The sequence below is a fragment of the Mucilaginibacter sp. L196 genome, from assembly GCF_009765905.1.
Taxonomy (GTDB): domain Bacteria; phylum Bacteroidota; class Bacteroidia; order Sphingobacteriales; family Sphingobacteriaceae; genus Mucilaginibacter.
In genome coordinates this window covers 408,318-430,224 of the sequence record NZ_LMUO01000019.1, presented here as the reverse complement: position 1 = coordinate 430,224, position 21,907 = coordinate 408,318, and the positions used below count along the sequence as shown (strand labels likewise).

General features: G+C 41.9%; 10 protein-coding genes. All 10 read right to left on the bottom strand.

All coding sequences use genetic code 11. The annotated features are described in order from the left end of the window. Positions 1 to 59: 59 nt before the first annotated feature. Positions 60 to 2,213, bottom strand: a complete 2,154-nt coding sequence (locus GSQ74_RS18275) for a hypothetical protein (RefSeq protein ID WP_216846780.1) — start codon at positions 2,211 to 2,213, stop codon at positions 60 to 62. A 162-nt stretch (positions 2,214 to 2,375) separates the two neighbouring features. After that, the gene (locus GSQ74_RS18270; RefSeq protein ID WP_158995657.1) at positions 2,376 to 3,782 is read right to left on the bottom strand and encodes a glycoside hydrolase family 28 protein; all 1,407 of its coding nucleotides are present in this window, start codon (positions 3,780 to 3,782) and stop codon (positions 2,376 to 2,378) included. A gap of 94 nt (positions 3,783 to 3,876) precedes the next feature. Beyond that, positions 3,877 to 5,688 (bottom strand): RagB/SusD family nutrient uptake outer membrane protein, encoded by a 1,812-nt coding sequence (locus tag GSQ74_RS18265; RefSeq protein ID WP_158995656.1) that lies wholly within the window; start codon positions 5,686 to 5,688, stop codon positions 3,877 to 3,879. A 19-nt stretch (positions 5,689 to 5,707) separates the two neighbouring features. Next, the gene (locus GSQ74_RS18260) at positions 5,708 to 8,941 is read right to left on the bottom strand and encodes a TonB-dependent receptor (protein WP_158995655.1); all 3,234 of its coding nucleotides are present in this window, start codon (positions 8,939 to 8,941) and stop codon (positions 5,708 to 5,710) included. A gap of 139 nt (positions 8,942 to 9,080) precedes the next feature. Continuing rightward, entirely contained in the window at positions 9,081 to 10,331 is a 1,251-nt protein-coding gene (locus GSQ74_RS18255) for a polysaccharide lyase family 1 protein (protein ID WP_158995654.1), read from the bottom strand. A gap of 361 nt (positions 10,332 to 10,692) precedes the next feature. Next, on the bottom strand, positions 10,693 to 15,090 hold the full coding sequence (locus GSQ74_RS18250; protein ID WP_158995653.1) for a hybrid sensor histidine kinase/response regulator transcription factor: 4,398 nt from the start codon (positions 15,088 to 15,090) through the stop codon (positions 10,693 to 10,695). Positions 15,091 to 15,380: 290 nt separating this feature from the next. Next, positions 15,381 to 16,421, bottom strand: a complete 1,041-nt coding sequence (locus GSQ74_RS18245) for a GntR family transcriptional regulator (protein WP_158995652.1) — start codon at positions 16,419 to 16,421, stop codon at positions 15,381 to 15,383. Between the two features lie 115 nt (positions 16,422 to 16,536). Beyond that, complete coding sequence (locus GSQ74_RS18240) at positions 16,537 to 17,688, bottom strand: glycoside hydrolase family 88 protein (protein ID WP_158995651.1); 1,152 nt, start codon at positions 17,686 to 17,688, stop codon at positions 16,537 to 16,539. A 7-nt stretch (positions 17,689 to 17,695) separates the two neighbouring features. Continuing rightward, complete coding sequence (locus GSQ74_RS18235) at positions 17,696 to 20,548, bottom strand: glycosyl hydrolase (protein ID WP_216846779.1); 2,853 nt, start codon at positions 20,546 to 20,548, stop codon at positions 17,696 to 17,698. A 23-nt stretch (positions 20,549 to 20,571) separates the two neighbouring features. Beyond that, complete coding sequence (locus GSQ74_RS18230; protein ID WP_158995650.1) at positions 20,572 to 21,789, bottom strand: oligogalacturonate lyase family protein; 1,218 nt, start codon at positions 21,787 to 21,789, stop codon at positions 20,572 to 20,574. Positions 21,790 to 21,907: the final 118 nt, after the last annotated feature.

Sequence of the window (21,907 nt, the reverse complement as noted above, 5' to 3'; positions counted from 1 at the left end):
TAACATGCACATATGAAAACAAAATCAGTGAATTCTAACCTGCCGTGCTCTTAACCTGTTCAAAACATCCTTTGTAAGTTCTCCCATTTAACCTTCCATTTTCCATTTTTAGGAAAACCAGGGTTAGTGGTTTTGCAACCGTCCCATCCTGCACACATCAGTGCCATCGCCGTTAGCAGCCCACCGTTTCCAGGAAGATAAATACGCAATCGTGCATCTTGATAGTTATGGCCGTTTGGCAGATAAGTATTGGTCTGAATGGGCATAAAAAGTGCATCAATAGCCTTATCAGGCAAGCCAAGCCGGGTTGCTGCCATTGCCGTCATCGGAAAATCCCATCCCCAGGTATCCTTCCAGTCCCAGGTTTTCCATATAAGGTCAAATGTTTTTTTCATTACAGCAATATCCAGCCTTTTATTATATGGCAACATTCCGTAAGCAGCAAGTACTGAAGGATGGTCAGATTCGAGATGTGGGTTGTTGTAACAGTCCGGTGAACTTTCAGTGGTAAGGTATACCCCATTTTTTTGCGGCAATGCAGAAAGTTTCTTTAATATCTCAGCGTATTTTTTGTTCGGGGCAAGTCCGAGTCTTTTTCTCCATTGCTGCGCCGTGGATAAAGCCCAATACCAGTACTGCAGTTCATAAGTTGGGTTATAAGTCTCCTCCGGATTATATCGCTCCTGTGCTGCAATAATACCTTTGCCTAAAACGTAACGGTCATGCGCTTTATCGAAGAATGGAAACGATGCCATAAAATCGGCAGTTGCAAATACGAGGTTTTTATAACGATTTAAAATTGCCCGGTTATGATGCGTGCGATATACCGCTTCTGCGAATGTTATCAAATGCGGCTCTTGCCAAATCAGAAAAGCGCCGACAGATGAAGGGCTTTCGTTTCCGTCCGGGTCGGTCATTTTCTGCCATCGTGCGCCTTCATAACCCTGTCTTTTTGCAATTTCTTCAGCTTTGGTCTTTACATGAAAATACCAGTTCATGCTTCTTTCCAGTAATTCCGGCCTACCCCATAAAGCAAATTGAAGGCTGTGCCAATAATGCATTTCAAGATGAGGCTTGCCATACCAGCTATTGTAGGTAAGCCCTGTTTCCTGAGGAGGTAAATCGCCAGCCTCCTGAATCCGAAGCAAATATTGCGAAAGTACAATCCGCCGCTCCAGTTCATTTGCTCGCGGATCCGTGCTGCCCGAAAAATCTACTGCGCCACCATTTATCCAAAATTTCGACCATTGTTCCCTGTTATTTAACCGGGTAGCGGTAAAATCCGGTATAGCCAATGGCGCTTTTTGGGCCGTGAACAAGCAGCTGAACTGAAAGTGATCACTGGCAGAACCCGGTGTCAGTAGAAACTGATGTACAGCAGTATTGCGAACTGAAGCATTACCTTTCCAACCAAACTTAACGTAATACCGGGTTGTATCTAACTGGTGATAAACAAGAGCTCCGCTGTTTGAGGTGTTTATGATCCCTGAAGAATGTTTTTCCGGACTTTTCCAATTATCGCCATAGTCTGCAAATTCGTTAGTGGGATATGGAAATCTCAAAGTAACTTTTAAGCGTCCTTTTTTGAGTAAGGCTGACCTGACATCAACTGCCACAAGGTCCATTTCCTGGTGAACATCCGTCCATACATCAACGGCATTACCTTCTACAGTAAAATGGCTTCTGATTTCCCCTGTCCACGGGTCAAGCGTCTGTTGAATATCTTTAATATCTTCAATGGTTGCAACTGAGCCATTTTTTTTAATAATTTCAAAGCCAAGGCCTCCCAGTTGTAACCGGTGTACATTTTGCCGGAACCAGTCAGATGCATCTTTATTACGTGCCGGCGAATGCCATTGAACAGCATATGTGCCGCTATGATTATTAAATTCATATTTTTTTAAAGCCTCTTCAAATTTATAGCCTGCCGTATCCCTGAAGCTGTGCCATCCCCATTGAGATTGTGTCCCTAAGGGGATTCCTTTATCGTAATGCTCCGGGAAACTTTGTAATCCGGTTACATCAACCGTAAATGCGAAACGGCCATTGCCTAATGACAGGGCAGATAGAGGATTGGTTGAGTTTACAATAACATTATGCCGTTCTACCAATGCCTTACGGTCAATTTTATTTTTATGTTGTGCAATTGCCGGAACAATGAATAAAATGTTGCAGAGGAGCAGTGTATATTTTTGAAAGAAGACTTTTTTCATTGATCTATTAAAATTTTTTAGCTATTTAGGAGATGTGCTGTACCTCCTTCATGTTTTTTTTAAAACCAGATTAGTTTGTTTCTCTGAAAAGATATCAGCAGCCAAAAGGCTCAAGTTTTACAAAAAGAGGGACCGTACCGATATTCTAAAGAAGGACAATATTTATCTGGCATTACCTTCTGTTGGTACCTGAAGCTTGGAATTATCTGTGGTAGAGATAACAACATTATTCCATTGCCAGTTATTTGCAAATTCAATGTCGCCCGCTGTCGCAGCCGCAATGGTAATATTATTAAAATGAAAATTATTTAATCCTGACTGATCCAGCCCGATTGCGTTAATCGCTTTTTTTGCTCCTGTAACTTTAACATTATCCACATATACATCTTTAAAGTGCGGAATTCCACGTTCTACCGGTTCAACTTTGGTGAGCATCTTTTTCCAGTGTGGCGGAATATTGTCAAGGGTATATCCTTCGGGTAGTTTTGAGTAACTGTAGCTTGGATTCCAGTTCATTGTGAATTGAAACGCAGTACCAACGCCATTCATCACAACGTTCTGAAAATGGATATCTTCAATAGTACCACCCCTTGTTGTGGCCGATTTGATATTTAATCCATTACCGGTCCCATTGCTTTCGAGATCTGTTGCCAGCACATGCCTTATACCGCCAGACGTTTCACTCCCTAAAGTAAGCAATCCCCCACCCTTTCGAGCGATGCATTTGCGAATCAAAATATATTCAGTAGGCTTATTCACGCGCAGACCATCCCAATCCCGTCCTGCTTTCAAACAGAAATCGTCATCATTGCAGTCGATATCACAATTCTGCACAAGTATATAAGTAGACGAATCAATATCAACACCATCGGTGCTCGGGCCATGTCCGTCAATATTATTACGTACAGTAATCCCGTCAACGGTAACCTGGTTTGAGTACAATAACTGCACTGTCCAAAAACCTGCCTGTTGCAGGGTTACCTGCCTGATTGTAATATCGCTTGAATTGGATACCAGTAATGTGCGCGGCCTCTTGGCATCATAATCTACAATCCACCGCAAACCTTTTGGATCATATTCCTTACGCATATTCCAGTATTTATCCCAAAATACTTTCCCCTGTGCGTTAATTATTCCATTACCACTTACTGCTGCATTTTTTTGGCCGATGATATTGATTAGTGCAGCTGGCCAACGCATTTCGATGCCTGCAACACGCGTATCGATTTCCGGATAATCACCCAGATTCTGACTGCCTAAAATCTCAACGTTTTTAGGAATATCCAGCACAACCCCGCTTTTTATAAAAATAGATCCTGTAAGGTATTTACCGGGTTTAAATGTTACCACACCGCCCCCGGCGGCGAAACACTTGTCTATTGCTTTTTGTATGGCGCCGGTGGCTAAAGTTTTACCATCATTGGCTGCGCCGAATTCATTTACTTCAATTGTTCGTTTTTCTGAAGGATAAGTTTTTGCACCAACCTTATTAACCCATGAGGGTTCATCCGCTTTTGCAATTGAAACTACCAACCAAATAAATACAGGTAATAATCGGAATTTTATCATTTTATTATAAACGTTATGATGCATTAAATCCTAAATAAACATATTGAAGAAAGAAGTGAGCAGAGAAAAACATTCCGCCCACTTCTATTTATAATTAATATGCTGGTTGCTGTTCTCCTTTTAAACCCGGATCAACATCAATAATGGTTTGTGCTATTGGTAATATTTCTGACTTATCCTTTTGTAAACCACGGAATAAACCGGTAACCAGCGCAGCATTAGCACTTAAAGCACCTTGTGAATTCAATATTGAGCCATTGTACATATTTACCACCACATAACCCGCTTTAACATAATTGGTTGAATCTGTTGGTGTCATGGTAGCGAATCCGGTGTAAGAAATTGCTACTACCGGGTCGGGATAACCTGTGGCAATTGTTCTTTTGTAAATTCTGTATTTATCGATATTAGCATAGGCATTCACATGGTTAGCCATATCTATCAGGTTTTGTTTTGTTTGCGTAAGTGTTTCAAACATTATGCCCCAACGTTCAAGGTCATAACGGCGCAATGACTCAAAACCAAATTCAAGCTTGCGCTCCAAAATAATAGCATTGCGGAAACCCTGGTAAGTAGTTGGTGTTGTACCTATCAATGCTGCATTACCACCAAAAGCACGAGTGCGTACTTGTTGAAAGGCATTTGTCGCATCGCCTGTCGGCCCGTTATTTAACTCGTTTAACGCTTCTGCATACATTAGTAATATATCAGAATAACGAAGCTCAACCCAATCGATATTACGTTTATTAACTGCAACGCCTCCTGAAGTCCCCCAGTTACCCCTGTATTTACCAATAGTATTGCCTGAATAGGTATTCATATCATGCCCATTGTCGGAATTAACGCCATAATTGCATATGGTTACGTCGCGGCGGGTATCACCAGGTGCAAAGTCATAATAATACGTTGGCGTTGCAGCCATAGCGGGCTGGCTCTTACCAAAAATACTACTTGGGTGCATATAAATACCATTAGTATAACCTACAGCTGCACCGTTGTCATTGGCTCCCCATTGGCCAAACTCAAGCATTGACTCATTATCGTAAAGCCCCTGATCCACATCTTGCCATACAGTTGCATAATTTGGTAACAGATTGTTCTCTCCATGCTGTATTACTTGCTGGCAAGCATCTGCTGCTATTTGATATAGTGCTTTGATACGAGTGGGATCAGAGCGTTGAGCAATTACCAGTGATGATTGCGCATACGTTTTCAAATCCCAGCGCAGGGAATACCCTGCTGCATACAGGCTCATACGGGCCAAAATCCCCAAAGCGGATTGTTTGGTAAAGCGCTCAGGAGTAGGCACCATGCCAGCGCTTTTCCACGGCAACAAGCCTACTGCCGTTTGCAGGTCTGCAATACAACCGTCATAAACTACGTCACGGCTGGTTCTTGATGAGGAGAATTGGCCGGTTACCGTTGCTGATTGAGTGCTATAAGGTACATCGCCAAAAATACGGATCAATGTCAAATAATCGTTCGCGCGGATGGCGTAAGCCTCACCCAGCAGCATATTTAGCCTTGGCTGATCAGCCGCGGCCACCGTCATTCCTTTAATACCTGCAATTGCTAAATTGGCATGTTCAATACTTGCATACATGGCCGTATAGGTATTGGTTGGGACTAAAGTGGGGTCAAGTACATAGTTACTAACCTCGTTCTTACTGTTGGTTGGCGATTCTGTTGACATACACTCGTCGGTTCCCATACCAAATTGATAATACTCTTCCGTATCAAAGGTTTGAGCGTAACAGCCCACTACTGCTTCTTCTGCACGGGCTATATTTTCGAAAACAGTTTCGTTATCATATAATGTTGCTGAAGGTTTTGCCAAAAACTTTTTGCAAGAATTAAGTGATATGGAGATAACTGTTATTGATGTTAATACTAATATCTTTTTCATGACTTTTTAAATAACTGATTTAAAATGTAACATTTAGGCCAAAGACAACACTCTTTACACGCGGATAGGCTGAATCGTCAATACCAGGTTGCAGAAGCGTAGAAGATGACGAAGTGGCGGAAACTTCCGGGTCATACCCTTTATAACCGGTAAAGGTGTACACGTTATCAAGCGTGCAGTAAAGGCGGGCCCTTTTCATCTTTATTTTATTTGCCCATCTTGCAGGAAGCGTATATCCTAATGTTATCGTGCTTAAACGCAAGTAACTTCCATTCTGAAGATAATAGTTATTGGCATCACTGATCGCAATGACGTTATCCGAGCTCAAACTCCAAAGCTGGTTCGGATTGCTCTGATTCGGATTCAGCTGGGCAAGGCGGCTTAAATTAGTAGTTACCTGGCCAGTGTTAGGATCAATTAAAGTATACCGGCCATTCATTACACTAAGTACATTTTCATTTGGCAAATAAGGGCCCATAAAGCGCTGCGCGTTCATGTTAAATATTTTGTTGCCGTATGAAAAATCAACAAATATGGTGCAATCAAAACCCTTATAATTAAACGTATTGGTCATACCACCGGTAAATTTCGGTTCTGCACTTCCAATAATTGTACGGTCTGCAGTAGACCATACCGGGGTACCATTAGCGTCGGTTTGTCCTGCTGTTGTTTTGTACATGATATCGCCCGGTTTAACGTTTGCAGGATTAACAGATTTTGCATACGGAATGCCCGGTTTAAGTGTGTAAGTACCATTTGCATTCTGTGTAAAGTCGTTGGTAGTGTAAACACCCGCGTATTGGTATCCGTAAAACTGCCCTAGCGGCTGACCCGTTTTTACTAAAAAGTCTATCCTGCTACCATAGTCACTTATAAAAGAAGAAGCACCACCATTACCGTATATCTGTAAAACTTTGGAACGGTTGAAGGACATGTTATAGCTGGTTTTCCAACGAAAATCACCTTTGTTGAGGTTATTGCTTGTAAGGACAAATTCTAAACCTTTATTTGCAATGGCGCCAATATTCTGGTATTGGTTTGTATAGCCGGATGCGGGATTAAGCTGATTATCTATCAGTAAGTTGTCTGACTTGTTATTGTAAACATCAACCGTTAGGTTAAAACGGCCCTTTAGCAGTCCAATATCCAAACCGATATTTGTAGATGCGGTTTTTTCCCATTTAACATTTGGATTTCCTGCTGTATTGCCTGGAACCAATGTATTAAAATAATTATTATTTATGGCATAAGTACTTGCACCATAACCTGTTGTATAATGATAAGCACCAATATTATCGTTACCTGCGGTACCATAACCAACACGCAGTTTCATATCGCTGATAACAGACTGATTTTTCATGAAATCTTCATCAGAGATACGCCATGCACCAGCTACAGACGGGAAGTACCCCCATTTGTTATCGGGTCCAAAATTACTGGAACCATCGGCCCTTAGGGTTACATTAAGAATGTACTTGTCTTTATAATTATAGGACGCACGCCCAAAGAATGAAGCCAGCGAATTGTAGCTTAAGCCAGAACCATAAGTATTTTTTGCACCTCCGGTAGCTTCGCCCACATTATTAAGTCCAAAGTTATCGGCCGGAAAATCATAATAGGTGTTGTTAAGATTTTGCGATTGAGAGTAATCGGTTTCCTGACCCACCAATACAGTAATGTCATGATTATGGAAGTTGTGATTCCAGTTCAGCGTATTTGTGATCTGCCAGGTGAAGTTTTCACTGGTGTTTTCGGAACCATAAGGGCCGCCATCGTTTCTGGCTGTTATAGTTTGCCCAGAGTCAAAGTAGTCGGCCCTGGTCTGATCCCAGTTGTAACTGCCTAAACTGTGAAATTTAAAATCTTTGGTAATTGCCCATTCCACACCACCATTAACTGTGAACAGACGATCAAAAGTAGTTTGGGCGATCGAATTGTTCATAATAGTTGGGTTATAAATATCATACTGAGAATTCAATGCCTGGAAGTTTTGGCTTACATCTGTATTGATAAGTTGCTGATCGGTATACCTTACACCACCTGTAGGCGGCTGCAACAGTGTTTCCTTTAATGTACCACCCAGTGAGCCACCACCATCTACACGTGTATCCTGAAAGCTGGTGTTGAAATCTATATGCAGATTTTTATAAACTTCATGGTTCAATTTTAAACGCACACCGTTACGCAGATAATTATGTTTGGAAAGTATCCCGTCTTCCTCTGTATTGTTATAGCTAATCAGCATTAAGGTTTTATCCGTACCGCTGGAAATACTAAAATTATGGTTCATGCTGGGTGCTGTGCTACCGAAAACCAATTTTTGCCAGTCGATTCCCGGCTTATTGTACGTGCTGTTAATATAACTGTAAACCGAACTGCCAAAGGTTGGTGAGGTTACATCACCACCAAAGTAAGAGGCCCATTGAGGTTGGATCCCCTGAAGGGTTTGTAACTCATATTGATACTTGGTGTAATCAAGCTCATTCATCATTGGCAGTGTTTTGCCCAGGGTTTCAAAACCATAGTAGCCATTATATGAAATTTCCGTTTTGCCGGATTTGGCAGATTTTGTTGTGATAAGAATTACACCATTTGAACCACGCGCACCATAAATTGATGTGGCCGAAGCATCCTTCAATATATCGATGGTCGCAATATCATTGATATCTATCACGCGAAGAGCATCCTGCATTTGAAATCCGTCAACAATGTACAGCGGATCACCACCTTGTGTTATACTACTACCGCCACGTATAACTATGTTACTGGCAGCTCCCGGCGCTCCGCTCTGGGTAATTACACTTACGCCTGCCGCTTTACCTGTTAGTGCCTGCGCCGCTGTAGTAACAGGTGCAAGTTCCAGGTCCTGCGCACTTACCGACACGGAAGCCCCCGTAACATCTTTACGTTTAACAGTAGCATAACCAATGGCCACCACCTCATCCAGGTTGTTCGAAACGGCTTCCATTTGTACATTTAATACCAAGTTCTCGGGCACCGCTAACGCTACGGTTTTGTAACCAACAGAGCTAAAGGCGAGTATGACCGAACCTGTCGCAGGAAGTTTAAGCGTGTACTTACCATTGGCGTCCGTTTGGGTACTGCCAATGCCACCTTTTATACGCACTGTTGTACCTGGCAGGGAGCCAAGTCCCTTTTCGGTTACGGTTCCCGTAACCGTCCTGGTCTGTGCATTGCCTATGCCAGGCAAACAGGCCAGAATTACAATAATTAATAGATAAAGATTCCTCATAAAATAAATTAATTGGTTAAGGATTTATGGAAGTGCTGGTTATGCAGTTCCGGGTACATTTACTTTTCGGATATTATATTGGGAATAATCATTGGCTACCGGCAACCATACACGGGAACCTGTATTTTTCTTCGGACAATCACATTTTTACAAGACTATTTAAATAAATCTCAAGGTTACTATAACCACTCGCGTTCACCGCTTGCGCATCAGCAGGATCATTAGGATTAAGATGGTTGGAGATTTCCCAATCGTCAGGTACACCGTCTCCATCCTGATCTTTCAGATTGGTGCGTACTTCAATCACCTCTGGCTGACCACCAGCTTCAACCACACTGTTAATGATCTTACCAGCTTTACCTAAGCTGGTAACATAGCCCAGAATACGGTTATCTATCGCATCCCGGTTTAACGAAGCGCCAGCTTGTGCGATCACTATTTTATAAGCATCTTTAGGTGTACCGATCTTTACATCGTTTGCTGTGAGCAAGGTAGGCTGGCTGAGCAGCGTGGCTTTTTCTTTTACAAACTCTTCGGTAGTAATGGCACGGCCATTCAGTATTCCGTCCTTATTCATGTCCACCATATTATCATGTTGATAAACGTGGTCAGTAGCCGTAAACATGGCCAAAAAATTATTACTTGAGTTTGGTCCGGCTATAAAATAGTTTCCTGCAATATCCTGGTAATGATCTTCAGCCGAGTGGCCTCCTACCAAACCGCTCACTCCCCAGTTATATATAACATTGTTTACATACTCAATCTTCGCCTTAGCTTTCGGGTTGCGGCTCTGATTGTCGGCCCATAAACAGTGATGTATGGTAACAAACCGTGGGTTCTCAAGCAGTGCGCCAAACCGCTGCGGGTTTATACCGTCAGCCACCATGCAATATTGCAGGGTTACATTGGTACTGTTTTTTATGTGAAGATTGTCCCAGCGGCCCCACTCGATCGAAATGTGATCCAGTATCAATTTATCAAGACTATCCGCTACTACTACACAGGCCCCCCGCGGCATGTTGTCGCTGCCGCGAAAACGCATATAACGAACAATACTGTTACTGCTAAAAGAAACACTATTGCCATAAACGGTAATGCCGGCACCCGGCGCCGTTTGTCCGGCAATGGTAATATCAGGTGCAACTTTTATCTTTTCGTTTATTTTAATCACTCCCGAAACATCAAAGATGACGGTGCGCTTGGGTTGGCTAACAGCATCGCGAAAAGAGCCGTTGCCAGAATCATTGAGATTGGTTACTTTATAAACGTTACCACCACGGGCGCCAGAGGCAAACCGGCCGAAACCTTCTGCCCCCGGAAAGGATAACTGTTGGCCAAAAGCGGCAAATGAAAAGAAAGAAATAAATGATAATAAATAAATGTGCTTCATAAATCAATAGTTGCTCGTGATTTGAAAAATCCAGAATAGAATGTGTTCATATCTTGTCAAAACAATGCTTTTGTTTTTGATCAAGTCTAATGTCGGCGCACCGGGTACCGGCATACCAATAGCATATGCCTGATAAAAAGGGAAACAGTATTTCCTCATAATTACTTAGTTAATTGGTTTATAAAAGATTGTATCAGGTGCCACCAGCGCGGTACCCGAATCATAATTGGTTAAGGGCAAACCTAATTAAAAAGAGAAAACAGGGGTTTCAAAAATTGACGAAAAGTTTTCATTTTTTGACGAAAAACATCGATTTTACATCAAAAACCTCACTTTTTGGCTACCGGTGGCTATCGCAAGGTTACACGGTTGTCTCCTTTATTTTTTTTAAATATGCGGAGGGCGATAATTTATATTTCTCCTTGAAGCAAGTACTGAAATAAGCCAGACTATTAAATCCAGCCATATAACCGGCCTCTGAGATGGTGTACATACCGGTATCAAGCAATTGCTTACTACGTTTGATCCGTAATTCACGGACAAATTCGACAGGGCTTAAAGAAGTAAGACTTTTCAACTTTTTATAAAAGGTGGTCCTGCCCATACCAATGCCAGCCGCTACTTCATCAATATTAAAATTCGGATCAGTCATTTTATCTTCTACAAGCTTAATAACATCTTTCAAAAATTCTTCATCCTTTGATGTAGTGATTAAATTTTCCGGTTCATAAGTAAAAACTGCCTTGTCAGCTATACCAGCAATTTTTTCAAATAATCGTTTTCTTGATTTGAGTAAATTATCAATTGAAGCAATCAGCACTTTATTATTGAATGGCTTGGTCATATAGATGTCGGCGCCATATTTCAGGCCCTCAATACGGCTTTCAACTGATGACTTTGCGGTAAGCAATATCAGCGGAACGTGGCTGGTAAGCGAATCATTTTTTAGCTCATCCAGCATCTGTATACCGTCCATTCGCGGCATTAAGACATCGCTGATAATAAGGTCGGGGAATGATTCTCTCGCCATTGCCAATCCTTCCAACCCATCCTGAGCAATTTGAATGCGATAGTTCTCCGCGAGTTTCATGCTAAGGAACGATCTTAGGTCCGGGTTATCTTCCACAATTAATACCAGAGGAACCTCTGTTGAATGATTGGTTTTAATATCCAAAAATGAATTATCAAATTCATTGGCATCAGGATGAACGTAGTTGGGGGCATCTGTTGCATGAGCATACATCAGCTCTTCCTTATTATAATGTAAATATCCGGGTTTAAGTGTTAAAATGAGCGTTAAACCGCCATATTCGTTTAGTTCAGCATGTAAACTACCCTTATGACTCAGCGCTAAACCTTTAGCCAATGCAAGGCCAATACCGGTTCCTTTCAGGTGATTCTCTTTATTATAATTATCTTCGTGATATATTTCGAATATCTCTTTTAATTTTTCGGGCGGCACTCCTTTACCCTGGTCAACTACTCTTACTTCAACAGCGGTTGCAGAAGCAGTGATGTCAACATGCACAAGTTTTCCAGACGGCGAAAACTTAAAGGCATTTGAGAGCAGATTATACAGTATAATTTCAAGTTTTTCCTCATCAAACCAAGCCTTTATTACCGGATGATTGCTGGAAACATCGAATAAAATGTTTTTTTCTGCGGCAATTGTTGCGAAACAATCACCCACATTATGAGCAAGGGCCACCACATCACTTTCCGTTATTTTTAGTTGGATTTTTCCACTTTGTACCTTCCTGAAATCGAGCAACTGGTTGGTAAAACGCATCATCCGGCTTACATTGCGGTTGATTACTTTAAAATATTGCTCATTTTTTTCCGATAATCCTTCAACCTCGGCCAGCTCCTGCAAGGGGCCTGCAATAAGTGTTAACGGTGTTCGTAGTTCATGAGAAACGTTAGTAAAAAAAGCCAGTTTAATCTCCGTCAGTTTGCGTTCTATCTGTACTTTATTTCGGAGCCTGATCATCGTTACTATGATATTCCTGGCTATCAACCCGATGATGATTGCCAGTATAACATAAGATATCTTAGCCCATATGGTTAAGTAATACGGTGGTTTAACAATAATCTGAAGGCTCTTTTCAGGTTGATTGCTAAAAAGCTCGTTATTAACGCCTTTAACATAAAAAGTATAGGTGCCCGGCGGGATATTTGTGTAAGTTGCTTTTTGCTGATCGTTAACGTTATGCCAATCGGTGTCAAAACCAGCCAATTTGTAAGAATAGGCAGCCTCCTTCTCGGCACGATAATCGAGCACTGCGTAATCTATACTAATTACATTTTGATCATGGCTTAACGTAAGTGTCCGGGTTTCATTTATGGCATATTTTAAAGGCGAGTGCTCATCACCTGGCAACACCTCTTTGTAATATAGTTGCAAATGCGTTAATGCCATGTTTGCGTTTAACTTCTTGCGGGTAATATCCTGTGGTTTAAACGAGATGTATCCGGTAGTGCACCCAAAGTATAGGCTTCCGTCATTTGCAGTGAAACAAGTTGATTCTGAAAACTGTGCATCCGGCAGCCCGTCGAACGAATCATAATTTTGAAATGACTGGCTTAAGGGATTAAATTTTGACAACCCGCCTGCAGTTGCTATCCAAAGATTACCGTCTTGATCACCGGTTAAACTCAGGACGACATCATTTGATAAGCCATTATCCACAGTATAGGATTTAAATCTCGCCTTGTTAATATCACCATTCGGTATAGTGGCAAGATCCAAACCACCCCCAAAAGTTCCTATCCACATACGCCCCTTATGATCCATATAAATATGCTGTACACTATTGTTGGACAGGCTATATAGATCACCAGGCTTTTTTTGGTAAAAGATAAATCGAAAACTTCCATTTATATCATCATTAACTATCAGCAATCCTGAATTGGTGGCAGCCCATATATTGCCGCTATTGTCTTCGCAAAGATATCTCACCCCTTTTGCCCAATTGTATGGATAGTTATGAAAAGTGTTATTGTAGTTATTGAAAATAACAGTATTCCCGGATTGGGTAAGAAGGTTAAGGCCCCCTCCCAAAGTCGCGATCCATATCCTGTGTTTATGGTCCTCAATAACAGAATAAACATCGTCATTACTCAGGCTGTTTATATCATTAACATTATGCCTGAAATTTTGAAGAATATAGCTTTTTTTTGTTTTGTCTTTCGGAGTAGCTTTAAACAACCCGTTTCCCTTTGTTGCCAGCCAGATATTGCCTCGAGTATCCTCCAGAAGATCGTAAACATTCCCAATCTGATTGCCACCACTGGCAAAAACGTTCACCCGTTTTGTATGATCGAATACATATAATCCACCCGCCTTCGTACAAGCCCATAGCCGCCCCTCATGATCTTTCATCATCGCCCTCACCTCATTCGCAGATCTGTTACCGGAATTTGCTGTTAAGGATGTCTGTTTAAACTTATCACCTAACGAAATTATTTTATTAACACCACCGTCTTTTCCGCTTACCCATATAACTCCCCTTTTGTCAATGTAAAAGTAATTGACAACATTTGAGAACTTTTGTTCGGAGCTGTTAGGTTTATCAAACAGATATTCAATCTTGTCATCAACATCATTATAATACCCGAAACCACCCCCTTTCATGCTTACCCATACAGTTCCTCCCGGATCGGTTTCCACGTTAAACTGACGGCTTGTGCTGGAAAAATCGCGCTGTTGTTCATAGTACTTCCAGGCTTTTGTTTGCCGGTTGTATCTAACAACGCCATTTTCTTTAGGTTCAATCCATATATTACCACTTTTGTCTTCCGTTGCAGACAAGTAAGCATTGTTAGCGCTCTCCGGTATCAGCTCAGCTTTTAGCAGGGCAGTATCGAAAAAATAAATACCTTTTCCTTCTGTAGATATATACAGGATACCATTTTGTGATTTGCAAATGTCATTCAGGCGAGTATTTGTAACAGGTATTGTGGTTATCTTACGGTTGGTGTAATCTAACTTCAAAAGCCGTCCGTCCTGCGTGCCAAAATATAAGCACTGTCCGTCCATCGTTTCACTGGAGAATCCGCATATTGGAAAAAGCCGTTCAGTCGTCACATCGTTGGTAAATGATGGAATATTTTCACTGCCATTCCTTTTAAGGCAGTTTATACCTTTATCCGTTCCTACCCATATCCGGTTATTGGGGCCAAAGCCAATAAAGTTCACGAAGTCGCCCTTTAAGCTTTCAGAACCAACTTTGTTTGAACTGAAATAGACTACGCCAGGATGACCGTAAGTATCAGTATAAGCATAATACATGCCCTGATTTTTGGTAAGTAACCAAACCCCATTAACAGGATCGACAATGACTCGATCTATGATTACATGGGTCGGAAATAACTTTTTATTTGTACTATCAGCGATAGCACAAAAACGCTCCGTTTTTTTATCAAAGTGGCATATCTGGTAATCAAATGTTTGAATCCATAAATAACCTTTCTGATCTTCTACAATATAACGGATCTTATTGGTTTTTAATGGTGAGCGGTCGCCTGGCCGACTTTTGTACACCACGAAATTGTGCCCGTCAAAACGATTGATGCCATCAAAGGTGCCAAACCACATAAACCCCTCGCGATCACGCATTATACATAAGACGCCGTTATGTGATAATCCGTCCTTTGTTGAGTAATGTACAACGTTGAATTTATGCTGTGCATGAGCTTGCCTGCAAAAAAGTGAAAACAATAAAGAACCTGTTAGAATGGTCAATAGTCTTATGCTCATTTTTTTTTCCTCATATTGATAAAACTGACTGACATCAGCTCATCCGTGCTCAGCGCCTGGACATAACTGACTTTGCAAAATAAAATGGTTTACAGTTACTAGCGATTAAACGTCGCAATGGTACTGCAATTTAGTAAAAAACCGCTTGTATAGCTATCCTGAAGTATCCCGATAATTAAAAATCTGAAAAAAATATATGCGTGAAATTTATTTAAACAATTAATGTATGCCTGCCAATGGCATACTATCTTAACAAGATAAACGGGGCTAAAAGATTCTTTAATTCGCGTTTACAGTGAGGCACGTTTAATGTAGTAAAAAGGATTTTCAATATGCTCTTTTGAGTTAGTCATCACCATATTTGCAGCAGTACTGCCCATAAATTTAAAATCCGTAGAAATTGTAGCAATACCGTGAAGCAGAATTTTTTTAAGGCGGGTTTCGTTGTATGATATAACGCCCACATCCTTACCAAGCACAAGCTCCATAGCAGTAACCCGTTCAAGCAAAGTCACCAGGTCATCTTCCAACAAGTTGATAAACACTTCACCCTTACTAATCGGCGCGGAAGCTGCATCATTTAAAACCTGATGATTAAATGCGTATTGACGGCAAAACAACTCGAAACCTTTAATTATTTGTACAGGATAATAGCTCTTATCGGGAAAAATAAGTTTAATGGTGTGGTAGTTGCTTAGTTGTTCCCTGGCCTGGTTAAGTGCATGATAGATGTCTTTTTCAAAATTTTCATATACGGCAGCGTATTCTCCGGTTAACCCGGATACTTTTTTGTCGATCAGGATCAGTTTATCCTTCGGGATAGTATTGAGCAGTTCAATAATGCTGTGTTCGTTTTCCTCCCCTTCAATAAAATGCGGAATAATCACATAATGCGAATAATCATCCCTGCGCTCAAGGAGCAGCTTTTTAAAGAGTTTAAAATCGTTATTGTAAACATAAAAATCAATGGCAGCATCATTACCCAGCGCATCTGCAAAGGCATCGTAAATAATTTTTTTATGCGCGCTAAGCTTGTTAAACAACAGAAAAATTCTGAGCTTCTGTATGAAGTTGATATTAGTAATAAAATATCCCCTGCCGGGTACCGAACTAATCAAACCGAGTTTCTTAAGATGCCGGTAACCTTTTTCGGCCGTGTCGCGGGAAATATCCAAATGGTAGCTCAATTCATTAATTGACGGCAGAAGATAATTTGCAGCTATTTTTCCGGCTTCAACTGCCTGCACGATGCTATTTACCAATTGCAGATATTTTGGCGTAGCGGCATATTCATCAATAGAAATAAAATCAAAAAATAATTCGGATTTCATCGGGCTGAAGTAATTACCTGACTAATTTATATTATAAAATCAAATCATCGCTAATCTATTGTCAGCAATTCATATTTCACCGATGACTGTTCCTGAAACCGGTTAAGATTTAAGCCTATTTGGCCAATCTGTAAACTTCGCTTCCCGCCAGTAAAAAGCATCCTAATCCATAATCTTCAAAATCAGGAATTTTATCATAACCTAATGGCTGGCCATCCTTAGGCTCCTTTCCCGTCCCCTGCACATAGCCCAGCATTCCATCAGGATGCAGGCAATCGTTTGCCAAAGCATTCCAGGCCTTAGCAACTACGGGGTGGTATGTCTTTTCATCCAATATCTTATGATTAATACCCCAGGCTATACCGTAGGTAAACAATGCGGTGCCCGTCAGTTCCTTACCTCCAAAATGCGTGGAGTCCATTAAACTCACATTCCAGAATCCATCCTTCCGTTGTAGCGGAATCAGTGCAGCAATCATTTCTTTATAGGTTTGCAAATATTCCGCTCTGTGGGGGCCATCCTCCGGCATGGTTTCCAATACTTTCACCAAAGCGGCCAATACCCACCCGTTTCCCCTCGCCCAGTAACAGCTAGCCCCGTTCGGTTCCTTATAGGGCGGAACAAAGTCCTTATCCCTCCACCACAAATGTTCCGTTTTGTTGTACAAGCCGTTACCACCATGTACATTTTTACTGTAATTGTAAATATCGAACATTTTTTCATAGTAGCGGTTATCGTTGGTTATGGCCCCCAACTTTGCGAAAACCGGCATTGCCATTTGTAACGCATCCACCCAATTCCAGTCGTCTTTTTTATCGCTGTTAACCATCATATCAATACATTCCTTAATGCCACTCAGCCTTTCCGATTTCTTATCAATAACATAAAGGTCAAGATATGTTTGGCCGCAACACTGATTATCAGCGTTTCTTGTATTGGCCTTATCGCGGGGTTGCCATTGGTGCTTTTGCGCCCAGTCGACCGCGTAATTATAGAATGTCCATTTCGCATCTATCTTGTAAAGGCTCATCAGTCCTTCGTAATAAACGGCCCGCGTCCACAGATTACTGGTGCGCGTTATGCCCTTTACCGTTACACCCAGCCCCGGATCAGGCCATTTCTTCATAAAGTAATCGTTGGCCAATTCCATTGCCTTCAAAATTTTGCGGTGTCCTGGTAGCTTTTGCTGCGCAAGCCCGGTAAGCGTTATGCCCGAGACGCAGGCAACAGTTAGTATTAGTGCTGTTAAATATTTTAGCTTCATCATTGATCTATCATGGGTTTAGTTTTAACAAAGGTACCAGTTCTACCAAACCTTCAATTCCTGAAGGTTTCGGATTCCATTTAGCAGCGGTGAATAATCCGTCCGGCCCACGGTTTTCAGGGAAATGCGCCGGAAAGTTTGTATTGTAAAATACCTTATAAGGGATATTTCCCCTATCCATTTGGATGATTCTGTTAGCCATCAAATTAGCTACACGAACTTCAAGTTTATTTTGCGCAAGTAAAGATGAAACGGGAATATTAACGGTATATACAGGCCCCAGCAATGTAGCCAGCTTTTTGCCATTCAGGAACACCTCGGCGTTCTCGTGCACTTTTTGAAACCGGAGCTGCCATGCCGCCGCGGTACCTTTGGGTTTTGCAAAAACAATATTATAACTCGCCGTTCCCGAAAAGAACTTATATACATCTCCGCCAAACTCGGTCCATGATTTGAGGTCTTCCATTTGAACTGGAGGTGGTAATATCGAACCGCCATCTATAAAATGTATTTTCCATTGTCCTTTAACAGGTACTGCCGCACCTCCTACCTTGTAATAGGTGTAAGCTGCACCTGCAATCGCAACCGGCGAAGCACTCAAAAGGCAACTCTCACCCTGATGAAGTTGAAGATATACTTTTGTTCCTGCCTTGATTTTTCGGATAGCGGCGAGACCCGCCTTTTGGTTCATTGGATCGTAAACTGCTACAGAAGCCGCACCTGTATTAATTGTTACCCAGCCATCAAAGTCTTTATCTCCATTGTTGACAATGAAATAAAGTGTTTTGGTTCCTATTTTCCGTCTTACAAATGCTAATCCATTATCTGTTAACGTTTCCCGCCTGGTTTTTGCTGCGGATAGCAACTGATCGATATCATCACCAATCATCACAGTACCTTTGCCTATGCTGGCTACTTTTACACCATTATTTTTGTCAATAAAGTTTAAGGAGGAAATGAGCTGCTTAAATTTTGCTTCACGGTCCTGTAAATTGCCTAAACCCGGAACTTCTGATGGAAGCTTCTTATAAATAAGTACATTGGCCCCGCCTTTTGCAAGTGCAATTAGCTTATCGAGCGTAGCAAGATCAATAACCTTGCAAGCGGGCAATACAATTGTTTTATAATGGCGATCACCTTCGGTAACCAGAGCATTGCCTGACAATTTTATTTGCTGTACCTGTTTGTCAGAAATGAAGTCGAAGGTATAACCCTTTTCCAGCATTTTTGAAGAAGTTTCCTCAAAACCGGTGCCTTTGAAATCCGGTTTCATACCATCATAATGCTTTAGCAGGGAACGGCCTGGTTCAGAAAAGCTATCATACAGTGGATAATAGATTAGAACATCATTATCAGAAATTCCCTGTTGCAAGAATGACTGGCAACGGGCAATATAGTTGTTCAGCGTAGGGAAGTCATGCCAGAAGGGATTGGTTGGCGAAAAATGGACCGCGGCGTAAAATAACCAGCCTGGCCAGGCCGCGTCTTGCGGCGAGTAGGCAATTCCGTGGTAAAAAATGTGGTTTACGCCACCAATAAAATACTTATCAATCGCCTGTTTAACGTCACCTAATGAAGAGAGGAAGTGATCATTTAACCATGTCGCCGATTCAGACGAAGCCAGCGGTTTGCCCATTACATCGGCAGCCGAAGTCGCAAATTTAAATCGCAGGATCTCGGTGCCCTCTGTTTCCGGAATATCAACGGCCGCGTACAGATCGAGAATATTGGCAGGAGAACCATGGGACTGGTTTCGGATCAGCTTATGCTGCGCACGCCCCCAGGCATGCCAGGGGCGCGTGAAGTTATCCAGCACCAGTTCCGATATCGTTTCCCTGTAGTCGGTTATTACCCGTTTGTTGGTTTCTTCATCGCTCTTACCCAACAGTGCCGGTAAAAAGTTTCGCAAGTCATACCCGCGGCGTTTCTGAAACTCGTCAAAAAACTCCGGTGTAGTGTTGGCCTGCCCACGGGCATCATCCACTTCATAGGAATCGTTGAAGTATGCACGGATACCGCTTACATCATAGCCTTTAAACGCCTCATTAAAGCGGTGCAAGTAATCCTCAATGGCTTTTCTTGAAAAATGATCGATAGCATATCCTTCACCTCCCGGCGCTGCCCTTTCCACCATTTTGCCATGCCAACCCTGAAACATGGCATACAACTGCCAGTCACTTCCCTGGGGGGCTGTCCAGTGCAGCTTATCATCTGCGCCAACTTTATCCGTTAAATTAACAGCATGGCCATTATTGTCATAAGCCATCAACACTTTCAGTGGGATATTTTTTTCAAACCGAACCTGGTCAAGCGCCATCAGCTGCAGGTTTTTATTCGCGCTTACCGGCTCGATAAGCTGGGTGATAGGTACTTCCTGGCCGTCTGCCCTTACCAATGGCTGCTGAGTGAACACTACGGAGTCGGTCAGTTCAGTTCCGCCTTTAATTTCAAAAGTTTTCCAGAACATTTCCTTGCTGGCATCTTCGTTGGTTACCCAAGGGCCGCCAAATGGCCAGCCGGTGGCATTTGCCATATCAATGCCCATATTAAGACGTTTGGCTTCATTAAGCGTAAATTGAAACATACTCATCCACTCGGGTGATAAATATGGGATGAACTCGCTTTCGTGGCCTTTTACTCCATAAATCGGCGTCACTTCCAAACCACCGATACCGGCTTTTTGGTATTCATTCATATTCCACGAAAGCCCTTTCTTGTTTACAGCGCTACCTTCCCACCACCAGCGCGCCCATGGTTTATTGAGTGTAGTTATTTTGGGCCAGGTTATCTGGGCAAACAACGCCTGGTAACTCATGCAAAGTGCTAAAACAACGAATATTTTTGCTGTTATTTTTGATGACATACATAGTATATTAACTGTAAAAGTTAGTGTTTGGCAATTTCAACCGCATATATCTGCTCGCTCTCTTCAAAGTTTGCACGGAAGATGATCCACTTTTCATCCGGCGAAAAATGAACATTAGGCTCCAGTTTGTAATGATGATTTTTCATATTGACCAGCTTTTCGGATACAAAATGATCTCCGTCCGGGTGGAACAGATAAATCCACATGCCATCAGGGGCCTTGGCTACCTGCTTAGGATCTCCCCCATCGCCTGCGAATAAATTTTCAGCTTTGTTTACGTTGAAATGGATCGACCACTCATTGCGCTGCATTTGATATACCCGGTCTTCTTTCCCTGTATGCATATTGATAGCTGACAAAAAGAAGGTTTGCCCTTTGGGTTTTTGCAGGTCGAACCACTCATGGCGGCCACGTGGAGAAAAAAACTCATGGCCGGCAATTTCATTCACCATAGTACGTTTATGCATCAGCTTTGCCTCTCCTGTTTGTATGTTGATGTTCCATATACGATCGTTTTTTTCCCAGGGTCCTTCATGGCAAAATGATAGCAGGTTTGGATCGGTAGGGGAAAAAAGAAGATGGTTAGTCCATTCGTTTTCCCGGTGTATCTCTTTCATCTCCCTTGTCTTGGTATTGATCACGTAAAGGGTATGTTCTATGTGCGCATCATAAATACGGTTAAAATAATCATGTTTCTCGGGATATTTTGTATATATCTCGCGTTCCTGGTCGCCGGTTGCCATTACACATGCCAAATAAGTACCATCGGCATTTACTGTACTTACACGTCCGTTAAACCCTGCGGGGAAAGTATAGATAAATCTTGTGTTACGGGTATCGGCGTTTACGGCAAAAACACTGTCGCCGCACTGGTAAAAAGCTTCGCGCGTTTTTGCGCAAACCATCTCACCTGATACATGATAACGGCTGGTTAGCTGCGTACTCTTCATAGTGCTGAGATTCATTACAAAAAGCTGCGTTCCAGCATCGGTGCTCCCATAAAAAACCATTAGATCGCCTTCACCTTTTGACGGCAGAAAGCAGGGATTGTTGAAGTAAAAACTACTGTTAGTGCCTTCACGACGCGACAAACGTATCAATTTATGGCCTGTATCTTTATCAATCCACTCCAGTGGCATGAGTTTGCCTCCTGTTTCCATTACTTCCTGAGCTTTAACCTTACTGATACACCAGGGCAATAATGTAAGAGCCAGTAATAAATAGAATTGTTTTCTCATATACAGTCGGATTTTATTTAATTGATAAGTTAAATTTTAATTGCTATATCCGTCAAAATTACAACCGGAACCGTGAAGTTTATTCGTCCCTTTTTAAAATCAGGCATTAATATAATAC

Excerpts from the sequence above, each read along its gene's own strand:
- GSQ74_RS18275 (WP_216846780.1), bottom strand. The coding sequence starts at position 2,213 with ATGAAAAAAGTCTTCTTTCAAAAATATACACTGCTCCTCTGCAACATT.
- GSQ74_RS18235 (WP_216846779.1), bottom strand. The coding sequence starts at position 20,548 with ATGTCATCAAAAATAACAGCAAAAATATTCGTTGTTTTAGCACTTTGC.
- GSQ74_RS18230 (WP_158995650.1), bottom strand. The coding sequence starts at position 21,789 with ATGAGAAAACAATTCTATTTATTACTGGCTCTTACATTATTGCCCTGG.
- GSQ74_RS18260 (WP_158995655.1), bottom strand. The coding sequence starts at position 8,941 with ATGAGGAATCTTTATCTATTAATTATTGTAATTCTGGCCTGTTTGCCT.
- GSQ74_RS18270 (WP_158995657.1), bottom strand. The coding sequence starts at position 3,782 with ATGATAAAATTCCGATTATTACCTGTATTTATTTGGTTGGTAGTTTCA.
- GSQ74_RS18265 (WP_158995656.1), bottom strand. The coding sequence starts at position 5,688 with ATGAAAAAGATATTAGTATTAACATCAATAACAGTTATCTCCATATCA.
- GSQ74_RS18250 (WP_158995653.1), bottom strand. The coding sequence starts at position 15,090 with ATGAGCATAAGACTATTGACCATTCTAACAGGTTCTTTATTGTTTTCA.
- GSQ74_RS18245 (WP_158995652.1), bottom strand. The coding sequence starts at position 16,421 with ATGAAATCCGAATTATTTTTTGATTTTATTTCTATTGATGAATATGCC.
- GSQ74_RS18255 (WP_158995654.1), bottom strand. The coding sequence starts at position 10,331 with ATGAAGCACATTTATTTATTATCATTTATTTCTTTCTTTTCATTTGCC.
- GSQ74_RS18240 (WP_158995651.1), bottom strand. The coding sequence starts at position 17,688 with ATGATGAAGCTAAAATATTTAACAGCACTAATACTAACTGTTGCCTGC.